This window comes from Seongchinamella unica (assembly GCF_004354085.1).
Lineage (GTDB): Bacteria > Pseudomonadota > Gammaproteobacteria > Pseudomonadales > Halieaceae > Halioglobus > Halioglobus unicus.
Genome location: NZ_SMSE01000002.1, coordinates 63,197 through 75,716, shown reverse-complemented (window position 1 = coordinate 75,716; position 12,520 = coordinate 63,197). Strand labels below are relative to the sequence as shown.

Genomic DNA, 12,520 nt, shown 5'->3' with positions numbered 1-12,520 from the left:
CTGTATTTATTGACACCATTAGTGTCATATTGTATGGCGAACTTTGCCCGATGACCAGTATAACTTTCTGGGGCCAGGCCGCATCGGCAGGCGCCATTGTCTGGAGCTATCGGTGCGTTCCGGAACATTGCCGACCAGCTGTCCTTTTACCCGGGCAGGATCGCCTGCTTTGTGGACACAGAGCGAGTCGAACCACAAGCCGGCGCATCTTATGGCGGTTGGCTGAGCAGCCGTATCGCTGGCCCGATCAAGGTTGGACCGGGCACGTCAGGCGGATAGCAAGCACGAAAAACTAATCTCGTTCCAGATGACAGGCATAGGCGTGGTCATGCTCCCGCGCTATCAGTTCCGGCGCCTCGCTGCGACAGCGCTCCATCACCTCGGGACAGCGCGGGTGAAAGTGACAACCGGCCGGCGGATTGATCGGCGACGGCACATCACCGGCCAGCACCTGGCGCTGGGCCTTGCGGTGGGGATCTGGGACCGGGATTGCCGCGATCAGCGATCGCGTATAGGGATGAGCGGGCTCGCTGTAGACCCGCTCACCGGCGGCGTATTCGACAATATTGCCCAGGTACATGATCGCCACCCGGTCGGAGATGTGTTTTACCACCGCCAGGTCATGGGCGATGAACAGGTAGGCGAGACCCAGTTCCTGCTGCAAATCATTTAACAGGTTAAGAATCTGGCTCTGGATGGACACATCGAGCGCCGACACCGGTTCGTCGCAGACAATCAGGCGGGGATTCAGCGCGATCGCCCTGGCGATACCGATACGCTGACGCTGGCCCCCGGAAAACTCGAAGGGATAACGGGTGACCGAGCGCGCGGGGAGACCGACAATGTCCAGCAGCTGACGCACCCGGGCCATACGTTGCGCCTTGTCGCCCATACGATGGATCACCAGCGGTTCCTCGAGGATTTCGCCCACCGTGTGCCGCGCATTCAGGGACTCCATCGGGTCCTGGAAAATCATCTGGATATCACGACGATAAGGCAGCAGGGCCTTACCCCTGAGCCGGGAGATGTCCTGCCCCGCAAACAGGATGCTGCCCGCGGTCGGCGTATACAGGCGGCTGATGCAGCGCCCCAGCGTGGACTTGCCGCAACCGGACTCCCCCACCAGCCCCAGGGTTTCACCGGGATTGATGTGCAGGGACACGCCGTCCACCGCGCGGTTAAACTTGCGTGCCCGCAGCAGTATCCCCTCGCGCACCGGGAAGTGCATCTGCAGGTCACTGACCTGGAGTAACGGTTTCATCGCAGCTCCCGCCAGCGACAGCAGGCAACCCGGTGGCCGTCGGCGACCGCTTCGATCACCGGCGCCGCCGCTGCGCAGGCATCCGTTGCGTGTGGACAGCGGTTCTGGAAGCGACACCCTGGCGGCAGGTCGTAAAGACTGGGCACCATGCCCTCGATAACGCTGAGTCGCGATTTGGGCTTCGTCTCCAGCCGGGGTATGGAGGCCAGCAGCCCCCGGGTATACGGGTGGGTGGGACGATCGAATATATCGAACACACTGCCCTGCTCCGCCATGCGGCCGGCATACATCACCACCACCTCGTCGCAGGTTTCGGCGATCACCCCGAGATCGTGGGTAATCATCATCACCGCCATGCCCATCTCCGCCTGCAGGTCGCTGATCAGTTCCAGTATCTGCGCCTGGATAGTGACGTCCAGCGCCGTGGTCGGTTCATCGGCAATCAGCAGTGCCGGCTTGCAGGCCAGGGCCATGGCGATCACTACCCGCTGGCGCATGCCGCCGGACAACTGGTGGGGATACTCACCCATGCGAATGTCCGGCGACGGTATGCCCACGTGGTCCAGCAGTTGCACCGCATCGCGGGTCGCTGCAGCCGGCTTGAGGTTTTTGTGCAGCAGTATCGCCTCGGTCAACTGGCGGCCGATGGTGTGTACCGGGTTTAGGGCGGTCATCGGTTCCTGGAACACCATGCCGATATCGGCGCCACGCACCTTGCGCATCGCCTCCAGGTCCAGCGTACTCAGCTCGCGGCCCCGGAAGCGGACAGCGCCACCGGCAATCTGGCCCATGGGCTGGGGTAGCAGACGCATGACCGACAGCGCGGTAACACTCTTGCCACAACCGGATTCGCCGACAATTCCCAGAGTCTGGCCAGCCTCGATATTGAAGCTGACCCCATCGACGGCGCGCACCCGACCCTCGTCGGTGGCGAACTCCACCTGCAGGTTGTCGACCTCCAGCAGGGACATGAAACCCTAGTCCTCCTTCCAGCGGTCGTATACCTTGATCGAAGGCTCGAAGGTCTTGCCGGTTTTACGGGCCTCAAGGGTTTCCCGCTTCATATCCTCGTCGATCCAGTGCACGAACAGTTCGCTTGCTCCCTGGGCCAGCTTGTAGCTGAACTCCTCCGGGTACTGCATCCAGCGCCAGTAGCCCACGCGGAAGAAACCCTGGTAGAAGCCCGGTACAAAAGAACCGTGCTCGTGGTGCAGTTCCGACATGTTATGGGCGAGCTCGATCATTTCCTGCTTGTCATCAGAAGCCCGATAGCGCTCGATCATCACATCCATTTCGGGATCGGCGAAGCTCTCCAGGTTATTGGTCTGGGTCTTGATCTTGCGCTCCGGATTCACGCTGCCATCCTCGAGGAATGCCTGGTCGTAGGCATTGTCGGAATGGTAGTGTTCCCAGAAGCGGGGGTACATCTCGAGGATGACGCCGAAGGCAGAGAAGTGAACATCGTGTTGCTTCTCCTGCACCTTCTTCCAGCTGGCAGTGCCGTCCAACAGCTCGATACGAAACTCCAGTCCCGCCTTGGCGGCCTCTTCCTTGAGGATGGTCAGCACATCCTTGAGGGACTGGTAGCCCGATGAGAGGGTAAATGACAGCCGCTGGCCGGCCTCGTTCACCAGGATGCCATCGGGGCCCCGCTGGCTGAAGCCGGCTTTGGCAAAATAGGCCTGGGCCTTGTCGATATCGAATTCCCTTGCCTTGAGAGTCGGGTGGGTAAACTCGCCGAAACCGTCATGCTCGGTACGCAGGCGACCGTAGTCACCCCGGAAGAATTTGTCGATGACCAGTTGCCAGTTGGAGGCGTGGTTGATACCCAGGCGTATATCCTGATCGTCCAGCAGGGGGCGCGCGGTATTGATCCACAGGCCGTAGGTGGGTCGCGGGCGTTGATTGTAGAACACGGCCTTTTTGATGTAACCGGCGGCCACTTCCGGGGCATCATCGGGCAGTTTTTCATACCAGTATTCGGCCAGGTTGAGACCGGACTGGTCCAGGTCGCCGCGGCGGAAAGCCTCGAATATTTTCTCGGTATCGCGGATCACCGTGAAGCGGACCTTGTCGGCATTGAAGCGATAGCGCCAGTGCTTCTTGTCCTTGGCCCACCAGTCGGGGATGCGCGTGAGGGTGATGGAACGGCCTTTTTTCAGGTCGCCATCCTCAATCACGTAAGGCCCCGTGGTCGGCGCAAAACGCCACTGGTAGCGATCGACAAAGTCCTCACCCACCTCCTTGTAAAAATGCCGCGGCATTGGGCGCAGGCCCAGCACCCGGGCCTCGCCGTCCGGCTTGGAGGCCGGGATGCTGATCGACATGGTGTAATCGTCGTAGCGGGTAATGTTGGTGAACATGGTGCTGTAGAAATTGTTGTACCAGGGTGACGTCACATAGGGAGAACGGAACATCCAGAACATGAACATGTAGTCGTCGACCGTCACCGGAACCCCGTCCGAGTAGGTGGCCCTGGGGTCCAGCTTGATATAAAACGTCTTGCCGTCCTCTCCCCGGGCCCAGGCATCGGCCAGCCCGGGGATAAAGTCAAAGTACTCGCGATGGCGGAAGCCCAGGGGAACGGTGACGTCGTCCAGCAACATCCCCCTGAAACCGCCGTTGGAATCCGGGCCGATTATGCGCAGGGTGCGCGGGAAATCCTGCAGCGCCCGGTACTCGGTGCCACCCTTCTTCGCCTCCGGCGAACCCATTTCCGCGAGGCCTGAGCCGTTTTGCCAGTCCAGCCCCTGCGGTATATCGGCTGGCATCTTGAAGCTGAAGAAGTCGGGATTAGCCGCGTAATAGGCCTGCACCTCTTCACTGTTATCAATCGGCGCAGCGCTCTGTTGCGGCGTTGCCGCGTCGTCCCCGCCACCGCAGGCAGCCAGCAGACCAACAGAGAGTGCAGCAAAGCACAGCAGCCGCAGACGTCGGAACATCATTTCAGTCATAACCAGTACATCCTCAGCGATACACAGTAAATTTTTTCGGGTCGAAGGATTCGCGCACGGCCTCGCCGATAAAGGTGATCAGCGTCAGCAGGAACACCAGGGTGACAAAGGCGGCCGAGACGATCCAGGGGGCGGTGCGCAGATTGGCGGTCCCCTGCTTTAACAACTCACCCAGACTGGGGGTGGGTGGCGGCAGCCCAAAGCCGAGAAAATCGAGTGCGGTAATGGCGCCGATCGCCGAAACCACCACAAAGGGCATAAAGGTTACCAGGGTGGCGAGCACATTGGGCAGAATATGGCGGAACACGATGCGGGTATCGGAGGCCCCCAGAATACGGGCGGCGGCGACGTAGTCCCGCGCCTTTTCCTTGTAGGTCTCGGTGCGCATGTTGTAGGTCATCCCCGTCCAGGAAAACAGCACCATCACCGCAAGCAGAATACCGATGCGCGCCGGAATGGACAGGGTGGAGGGAATCACCGAGAACACGATGATCACCATGTACAGGAACGGAATGTTGGACCAGATTTCAATAATTCGCTGGAATAACAGGTCGAATACACCGCCGAAATAGCCCATGGCACAGCCCACCGAAATGCCGATGAGGTAAACCCAGGCCGTAAAAGCGAGGGAAAAGACCAGCGCAATACGGGTTCCGTAGAACAGTCTCGCCAGAATGTCCCTGCTGGTGGTGTCCGTCCCCAGGTAATGCTGGTTTTCAGCTGAAGGCGGGGTGGGCCGGAAGACGCCGCCGTGACCGTTGTTTTCAAAGGCGTTATAAGGCACCGGGGGCATGATAAGCCAGTTGTCGCTGCCCTCCTCGGCGAACCTGTCACGCAGATCGCGGTAATTCACCTCATAGCTGTAATCAAAACCAAAGTCGGTACCGGGGTAGAAGGCGGTGTAGGTGGGGAAATACCACTGGCCCTCGTACTTGACCACGATCGCCCGGCTGTTGACCAGCAGTTCGCCAAAGGCCAGTACCAGCAGCATGCCCGCCAGAATCAGGAAACTGTAATAGCCGCGCTTGATCTCGCGAAAGCGGTGCAGTTTCTTCAGGGTCTGGGGGTTGAACTTGAACATCAGTCGATGGTTGCCCTAATGGAAGCGGATGCGCGGATCGACCAGCGCTACCAGCAGGTCCGAGAGGATATTGCCAATCAGCAACAACAGGGAACTGAGGAACACCACGCCCATCACCACCGGGTAATCCCGGTCGACGATGGCGGTCAGGGCCAACAGGCCGAAACCATCGATATCAAATATGGTCTCAATCAGGAATGAGCCGGACACCAGCAGGGTGATGTTCTGGCCGAAGGTGGTGGCGATGGGAATCAGCGAATTGCGCATGGCATGGCGGGTAACCGCCTGGCGGAAGGATACGCCCTTGGCGATGGCCGTGCGGATGTAGTCCGCTGCCAGGTTATCCATCAGGTGGTTCTTGAGCAACATGGTCACTACCGCGAATGAGCCGACCATGTAACAGATCAGGGGCAACACCGAGTGACTGAGGAGATCTGCGGCCTTCTCCCCGAAACTCAGATCCTCAAAGTTGTAACTGACGAAACCGCCCATCGGGAACCACTCCAGGCGGACCGAAAAATACAGCAACAGCAGGGACCCCAGCACATAACCGGGAATCGCGTAGCCGATGAAAATAAGTACCGAGGTGGCATTATCGATCACCGTGCGGTGCTTGATCGCCTTGACCACCCCGAGGGGAATACAGACCAGGTAGGTGAGTACCAGTGTCGTCAGGCCGTAGTACAGGGAGACCGGGAAACGGTCACTGATCACATCCCAAACCGGTTCGTTGTAGCGGTAGGAGGTACCCAGGTCGCCCCGCAGCACCTTGCCCAACCAGTCGACGTAACTGGCCAGCAGTGGCTTGTCGAAGCCGTAGTATTCCCTCAGCTTCTGCAGTTGCGCCTCAGAAATGGCCATACCCTGACCTGCCGCCTGGCTGGACATGCCCGAGGCCGCGTCCAGCTGCTGGGCCTCCATGATGGCCCGCTCCAGCGGCCCGCCGGGGACCAGCCGGGTAACGGCAAACACAATCACGGTGATACCCAGCAAAGTGGGTATCACCAACAATAATCGCCGAAGAAAATAGTCGCGCATTTAGCTGTCAGCCCCACGGTGGCGCAGCGGCTGAGAGGCCCATCCCTGCATGGAGGCTTGATCTCGCATTGGTTGATGCTCGTACCCGCCTGATGGTGCCACAAAGCCCGGTGTGGCGAAAGCGGTGTCGCTGGTCGACCGACCCTGCGACAATGGCCGTGGCTTCACTCTGTCCTGATTTCGGAGTAGTCTCATGACAGGCAGGCTTTTCATGAGGCAGGGGTAACCCATGCAACACAGCACGCTACTGGATGAGGACTTTCCCTCCCGGGTGGAGGCCATCTTTGCGGATGGTGGCAGCGCCCGCCGCGCCGCTACCGCCCTCTGTCTGCGTCATGGGCTGCAACCCTCCCAGATCAGCTTCGCCACGCTTGAGCAGGACAGCGCTGCCACCCACCGCAATCGCTTCGCGTTCAACGCCAGTGGCCGCACGCTGCAAAAACGCCAACTGATGCGCACCCTGGTCGCCTTCGTCCTGATCGCCGCCGGGATTGTTCTCATGCACCTGCTTTACAGTAACGGCGTCATCTCCCGGGAGCTGGCGGGGGCGCTACTGGCCATTCCCATCGGTGCGGCCCTGGTGATCACAGTCATGGGCATGCTGTCCTGGCGGCCGGCCGGGGCTGGCGCCCGCACCCGGCTGCGGCATAATGACGAAGTAGTGCTGGTGATCAAGCTTCACGATGTCAGCGAGCAGTACGAATTACGACGGGCGCTCAAGGAACTGGGGGCCGAGTCGGTGCCCGGCAACATCGCGGAAATCGCCTGATCGACGCAACGGATACCCGCCGGGACTGCAAACCATGTAGCGCTTGACCCGTGCTTTCCGCTAGGGTGTACCCATGCCCTCTGCCCACCTCTCTGCCTTTCGTTCACGCGCCTACCGCCATTATTTTCCCTCTGCCATTTTCTCGACCCTGGGCAGCTGGATACTGCGCTTTCTGCTCGGCTGGAGCGCCTGGGACCTGACCCACTCCGCCACCTGGGTGGGCGCCACCGCCGGCTTGATGCTGGCGCCGGCACTGGTGCTGTCCCCACTATTCGGCATTGTTTCAGACCGGATCAACCCGCGTAACGGCCAGTTGCTCACGGTAAGCGCCCACGCGGGACTGGCGTGCGTTGCCGGTGCGGCCGTGTATAGCGGGGTGTTCACCCTGCCTGTGTTGCTCACCATTGCACTGGCACTGGGCGTTGCCACTTCGGCCCATACGCCCATCCGCCTGGCATTGGTGCCGCTGCTGGTGCCCCGGGAATCACTGCCCAGCGCTATTGGCTATTCAGCCATTGTCTTCAATACCTCGAGAATCCTGGGTCCGGCGCTGGGGGCCTGGCTGCTGCATACCGCCTCGCCGGCAGTGGCCTATGTCAGCGGCGCGGCATTAATGCTGGGGGCCCTGCCCTTCCTGGTATTCATACCGGACCGGATCGGAGAGCGCTCCACCCGCGCCAGGACCGGATTCTTCCGGGAACTGGCGGATGGACTGCGCTACACCCGCGCCCACAGCGCCATGCGCCTGGTTTTGGCCTTCACCCTGGTCAACGCCCTGCTGGGCAGAACCGTGATCGAGTTACTGCCTGCGGTGTCGGGACTGCTGCTCGACGGCAACTCGGCAACCCTGGCCAAGCTGACCGCCTGTGCCGGGATCGGCTCCATCGTGGGTGGTCTGGTGGTGAGCCGCCAGGGGGGAAGTGAGCCCCGATTGTTCAGGCTGATGATCCTGAGCCTCGCCCTGGGTGCATTGCTGGTCGCGGTGCTGGGCTGGTTTGCCGATGTGCGCGCCGTCTCGATCGTCATTGGCGGCATCAGCCTGATTACCACCATTGCCGGCACCAGCAACCAGGCCCTGGCGCAGTTGCTGGTTGACGAACATTTTCGCGGCCGGGTACTCAGCCTGTGGACCATGATCGCCATGGGTGCGCCCGCGGCGGGCGCGGTCGTCATGGGAGGACTGGGGGACCTGTTTCCCCTGGCGCTGGTACTGACGGGGTTTGCGATGCTGGCGCTGCTGGCAATCGGCTGGTTATCGCGGCGCGCCGGGCAACACTCGATCCCCTGAAACAGCTGGCGTCATCGCCCCTCGTATCCCTCGAGGACGTTCACCGCATTGATGCCGATTTCATCGACGGCATAACCACCTTCCATGACAAAAAGGGTGGGCAGATCCAGCCTTGCAATGGTCGCACCGTAGCGCCTGAAATCCTCGCTGGTCAGCCTGAAGAAGGAGATCGGGTCGTGCTCGAAGGTATCGACACCCAGGGAGACGACCAGTGCATCCGGCGCGTAATTGCGAATGTTACGGCAGGCATCGGCCAGCGCCTCGCCCCAGGTGCTGAAACAGGTGCCGGGCCCCATCGGGTAGTTGTGATTGTAGCCTTCGCCAGCCCCACAGCCGGTTTCGTCGGCGTAGCCCAGAAAGTGCGGGAATGCGTATTTGGGGTCGCCGTGCAGGGAAAGAAACATGATGTCCGAACGATCGTAGAAAACCGCCTGGCTGCCGTTACCGTGATGAAAATCGACATCGAGCAGGGCGACTCGTTCAGCCCCCTGGTCGATAAAGGCCTGAGTGGCGACGGCGGCGTTATTGATGAAGCAATAGCCTCCGAACAGGTCCGCGGCCGCGTGATGACCGGGCGGGCGACACAGAGCAAAGGCCGCCCGCTCTCCATCGCGCAGCGCCGCCTGGGCGGTGAGCGCCACATCCACACTGGCACGGGCCGCCTCCCAGGTGCCACGGGTAATGGCGGTTTCACAGGCCAGCGCATAGTAGCCCAGCTTGCCCTCGATATGCTCTGGAATACGCTGCTGCATACCCCGTGCCGGCCATACCGTGGCAATGGCGTCCCCCCGGTACCCGGCAGCGGACCACTGGCGCCAGCAGGATTCGAGGAAGCGGACATAAGCCGGATCATGAACACGGGCCACCGCCTCGATACCGAAATTACCCGGTGCGATGATGTCGCCCAAAGCAACCTTTTTGACCCGTTGCAAAATGTGTTCGACCCTGGCCGGGCACTCAAAGGGGACGACCAGTTCGCCGCCGCAGAGCTCGCCCCGGGGATTGTGCAGTGCGTGTTTTTCACTGTAAACCGTTAGCATTTTTCATCTCACTGGTTGGCGTACTGGTGCCCCAACAGGCCAGGTCGATGTTCGCAGGGGAACGCCCCGATATCAACGTGAGTGCCCCCCCCTGCCAAACCGCCTGCGGCACAACTTGTCCAGTTCGATGGCGGTAAAACTGGGCAGGAAGCACAGCAGTATCAGCGGCCACCACTCGGCCGGGAAGGGCGCGGTCCGGAACAGCGCCGCCGCCGAAGGCACCAGGGTGGGAATCAGGCGAATACCTATGCTCAGGGCAATACCCGCCAACAGCCAGCGATTTGAAAACGGGCTGAAGCTGAAGGCGGAGGCGTACACCGACCGCGCCGAAATCACATAGCCGAAGTGGGCGAGCAGAATTGCCCAGAAAGCTGCGGTCTGGGCCTGGGTCAGCAGCAGAGTATCCACTGTCCCGTCCGCCGCGATCGCAGCGGCACCAAAGTGATAGTAAATCAGGAAACCGGGTACCGAAATGGCCAGCCCCATCAGCACCAGACGCTGCATAAACAGGGCATTGATGATATGCGCCCCGGGCTCACGCGGCGGCGCGTCCAGCAGTCCCTTTTCCTTGGACTCCATCATCAGCGGCATGGTCAGCAGCACGGAATCCAGCAGGTTGATCCACAGGATCTGCACCGGCTCCAGCACGAAACGTTCGGCGAACAGGGGGATGAAAGCCGCCACGAGAATCGCTCCCATGATCAGCAGGGCCTGGGCCGCGTTGGTGGGCAGGGTATAAAGAATGGCCTTCTGCAGGTTGTTCCAGGCGTGACGGCCCTCCTCCACCGCCGCCACAATGGTAGCGAAGTTGTCGTCCGCCAGCACCATGTCCGCGGACTCCTTGGCCACCTCGGTACCGCTGATGCCCATGGCCACGCCGATATCGGCCGCCTTCAACGCCGGGGCGTCATTGACCCCGTCGCCGGTCATGGCCACTACCAGTCCTCGCGCCTGCAGGGCCTCGGCAATGGCTTTCTTGTGTTCCGGTGCGACCCGGGCAAATACCGACACCGTTGCTGCCGCATCTTCCAGCTCGCTCTCGGTCAGGGGATTGAGCTCGGCACCGGTAAGCACCCGACCGGCATCGATTCCCAGTTGTGCGGCCACCGCCTGGGCCGTGGCCGGGTGATCCCCGGTAATCATGACTGTGCGGATGCCGGCGCCCTTGCAGGCGGCCACCGCCTCGATCGCCGAACGCTTGGGCGGGTCGATCATACCCTGCAGCCCCAGAAAGCAGAGATCGGTAAGATCCTCGTGACGCAGGTCCTGCTGGCTGGCGGGCAGTTCCCTGAAGGCAAACCCCAGGGTGCGCAGGGCGTCCCCGGCGAACAGCCTGGCCGTGGCAAGTGCCTGCTCCTGCTCCAGTGCCACGCTGCTGCCGTCGGTGGCAAGGCGGCTACAGCACATCCCGATCACCACCTCCGGCGCGCCTTTTACCAGTACCTGATGCCTGCCGTCCCTCTCCACCAGTACCGCCATGTACTTGGCAGAGGAGTCAAAGGGAATCTCTTCCAGCCGCCGCTCACCGTCTACCACCAGTTCCGCTTTGGCGCCGGAGATGCGCAGGGCGAGTTCGGTGGGGTCACCGGTCCCGCCTTCGCCACTGAGGTGGGCATTGTTGCAATAAAAGCCGCAGGCCAGCAGTTGCATCAGCGCAGGGCGCTCCGCGGGTGACACGGGCTGGCCCTCGATGAGAAACTCGCCTTCAATGTCGTAGCCGGTACCGGTAACCCCATAGATTTCAGCCCCGGCGTAGACGCGACTCACGGTCATACGGTTTTCGGTCAGGGTGCCGGTCTTGTCGGAGCAGATAACCGAGGTCGCCCCCAGGGTCTCCGCCGCAGGCAACTTGCGGATCAGTGCCTTGCGCCCGGCCATCACCATCCCCGACAGGGCCAGAATTGAAGTCACCAGCGCAGGCAACATTTCCGGGATAGCCGCCACCACCAGCGACACTGCGCCGAGGAAGCTGTAAGCGGTGTCATAGCCCAGGTAAATGCCATAGGCAAAGTTGAAAGCACCCACCACCAGGATGGCGATAATCAGGGTGTGAACAAACTCCTGCATTTTACGCTGCAGGGGCGTCATCCCGCTGTCGGCCGCTTTCACCATGTCGGCGATCCGTCCGAAAACCGTGTTCCTGCCGGTTTCCACCACTATCGCACGGGCGGTTCCCTGGGTGAGATAGGTGCCGGAGAATCCCATATTGGCCTGGTCTCCCGGCACCAGGTCTTCACCCGCAATAGCTTCCACTTTCTTCTGCACCGGCACCGACTCGCCGGTGAGAGACGATTCATCCACGTGGATGTTGGCGACTTCGATGAAGCGTACATCGGCGGGAATCTTGTCTCCGCCCTCCAGCACCACCAGGTCACCGGGCACCAGTTCCCGCGCCGGGATGCGCCGCTGGTCGCCGGCTCTCACCACCAGTGCCTCCTGGACCATCATGTTTCGCAGTGCTTCCAGGGCGCCCTCTGCCTTGCCTTCCTGGACAAAGCCCAGAATGGCGTTGAGCAGGACGACGCTGGCAATCACGATGGTGTCCGGCAGCATATGGCTGCCCAAGGCGGTCAAAATGCCGGTGACCAGGGCCGTGACCAGCAGAATAATCACCATGGGATCGTTGAACTGGCGCAGGAATCGCACCCAGGCCGGGGTCTTCCTGAATGCTATTTCATTGGCACCGTATTCTTGCAGGCGCTCGCTTGCCATGTCCTGCTGAAGGCCCTGCGGGCCAGTCTCAAGCGCATCCATTACCGCGTCCGTCTGCAGCCCGTACCATGTCCTGCTCATCTTCGCTTCCCTGATTCATTCGCAGATGCAGATTATCCGATGGCTGTTACAACACAAATGCACCAGATCAAGAGAGCGGCGATTACAGCAGGCTTCTCTCGGCCAGAGAATTCTCCAGCAAGCAGGCAGCAAAACCCTGCCGCCTTTCAAGCCCGGACTTGCCACAGATTGCCGAGGCCTGCTGACAAACCGGTCTCTCCCTCCTATCGCGCAGCACCACAATCCCGTTATCGAGTGCCCTCCCCGCGCCAAAATGGAATGTTTTTGGCACCCGGGTAGTGCAAGCGCTTCGAAAA

At 61.0% G+C, this 12,520-nt stretch carries 9 protein-coding genes; 2 read left to right on the top strand and 7 right to left on the bottom strand.

Annotation, left to right across the window (positions count from 1 at the left end; all coding sequences use genetic code 11):
* Positions 1-292: 292 nt before the first annotated feature.
* The 5 genes from E2F43_RS07430 to E2F43_RS07410 are packed head-to-tail and all read right to left on the bottom strand — an operon-like array spanning position 293 to position 6,334.
* A complete protein-coding gene (locus E2F43_RS07430; protein WP_133211276.1) occupies positions 293-1,261 on the bottom strand; it encodes an ABC transporter ATP-binding protein in 969 nt (322 codons plus the stop codon).
* Positions 1,258-2,232: an ABC transporter ATP-binding protein gene (locus tag E2F43_RS07425; RefSeq protein WP_133211274.1), complete on the bottom strand. Its 975-nt coding sequence runs from the start codon at positions 2,230-2,232 to the stop codon at positions 1,258-1,260. Before E2F43_RS07425 ends, E2F43_RS07430 begins: the two co-directional genes overlap by 4 nt.
* Positions 2,233-2,238: 6 nt before the next feature.
* Positions 2,239-4,215: an extracellular solute-binding protein gene (locus E2F43_RS07420; RefSeq protein WP_238946798.1), complete on the bottom strand. Its 1,977-nt coding sequence runs from the start codon at positions 4,213-4,215 to the stop codon at positions 2,239-2,241.
* Positions 4,216-4,228: 13 nt separating this feature from the next.
* Positions 4,229-5,296, bottom strand: coding sequence for an ABC transporter permease (locus E2F43_RS07415; RefSeq protein ID WP_133211272.1), 1,068 nt, complete (start codon positions 5,294-5,296; stop codon positions 4,229-4,231).
* A 15-nt stretch (positions 5,297-5,311) separates the two neighbouring features.
* A complete protein-coding gene (locus tag E2F43_RS07410) occupies positions 5,312-6,334 on the bottom strand; it encodes an ABC transporter permease (protein WP_133211270.1) in 1,023 nt (340 codons plus the stop codon).
* Between the two features lie 229 nt (positions 6,335-6,563).
* On the opposite strand from E2F43_RS07410, the gene E2F43_RS07405 reads away from it, so the two are divergent.
* Positions 6,564-7,103, top strand: coding sequence for a hypothetical protein (locus E2F43_RS07405; protein ID WP_133211268.1), 540 nt, complete (start codon positions 6,564-6,566; stop codon positions 7,101-7,103).
* 73 nt (positions 7,104-7,176) lie between these two features.
* Positions 7,177-8,391, top strand: a complete 1,215-nt coding sequence (locus E2F43_RS07400) for an MFS transporter (protein WP_133211266.1) — start codon at positions 7,177-7,179, stop codon at positions 8,389-8,391.
* An 11-nt stretch (positions 8,392-8,402) separates the two neighbouring features.
* Here the strand turns inward: E2F43_RS07400 and E2F43_RS07395 are convergent, their stop codons facing one another.
* Both E2F43_RS07395 and E2F43_RS07390 read right to left on the bottom strand, forming a co-directional pair.
* Positions 8,403-9,431 carry a histone deacetylase family protein gene (locus E2F43_RS07395; RefSeq protein ID WP_133211264.1) on the bottom strand — a complete coding sequence of 343 codons (1,029 nt, stop codon included), beginning with the start codon at positions 9,429-9,431 and terminating at the stop codon, positions 8,403-8,405.
* A gap of 72 nt (positions 9,432-9,503) precedes the next feature.
* Positions 9,504-12,224, bottom strand: a complete 2,721-nt coding sequence (locus E2F43_RS07390; protein WP_133211262.1) for a cation-translocating P-type ATPase — start codon at positions 12,222-12,224, stop codon at positions 9,504-9,506.
* Positions 12,225-12,520 lie beyond the last annotated feature (296 nt).

What these genes read in the sequence shown, in the direction of transcription:
- E2F43_RS07430 (WP_133211276.1), bottom strand. Translation starts at nt 1,261, where the DNA reads ATGAAACCGTTACTCCAGGTCAGTGACCTGCAGATGCACTTCCCGGTG.
- E2F43_RS07425 (WP_133211274.1), bottom strand. Translation starts at nt 2,232, where the DNA reads ATGTCCCTGCTGGAGGTCGACAACCTGCAGGTGGAGTTCGCCACCGAC.
- E2F43_RS07420 (WP_238946798.1), bottom strand. Translation starts at nt 4,215, where the DNA reads ATGACTGAAATGATGTTCCGACGTCTGCGGCTGCTGTGCTTTGCTGCA.
- E2F43_RS07415 (WP_133211272.1), bottom strand. Translation starts at nt 5,296, where the DNA reads ATGTTCAAGTTCAACCCCCAGACCCTGAAGAAACTGCACCGCTTTCGC.
- E2F43_RS07410 (WP_133211270.1), bottom strand. Translation starts at nt 6,334, where the DNA reads ATGCGCGACTATTTTCTTCGGCGATTATTGTTGGTGATACCCACTTTG.
- E2F43_RS07405 (WP_133211268.1), top strand. Translation starts at nt 6,564, where the DNA reads ATGCAACACAGCACGCTACTGGATGAGGACTTTCCCTCCCGGGTGGAG.
- E2F43_RS07400 (WP_133211266.1), top strand. Translation starts at nt 7,177, where the DNA reads ATGCCCTCTGCCCACCTCTCTGCCTTTCGTTCACGCGCCTACCGCCAT.
- E2F43_RS07395 (WP_133211264.1), bottom strand. Translation starts at nt 9,431, where the DNA reads ATGCTAACGGTTTACAGTGAAAAACACGCACTGCACAATCCCCGGGGC.
- E2F43_RS07390 (WP_133211262.1), bottom strand. Translation starts at nt 12,224, where the DNA reads ATGAGCAGGACATGGTACGGGCTGCAGACGGACGCGGTAATGGATGCG.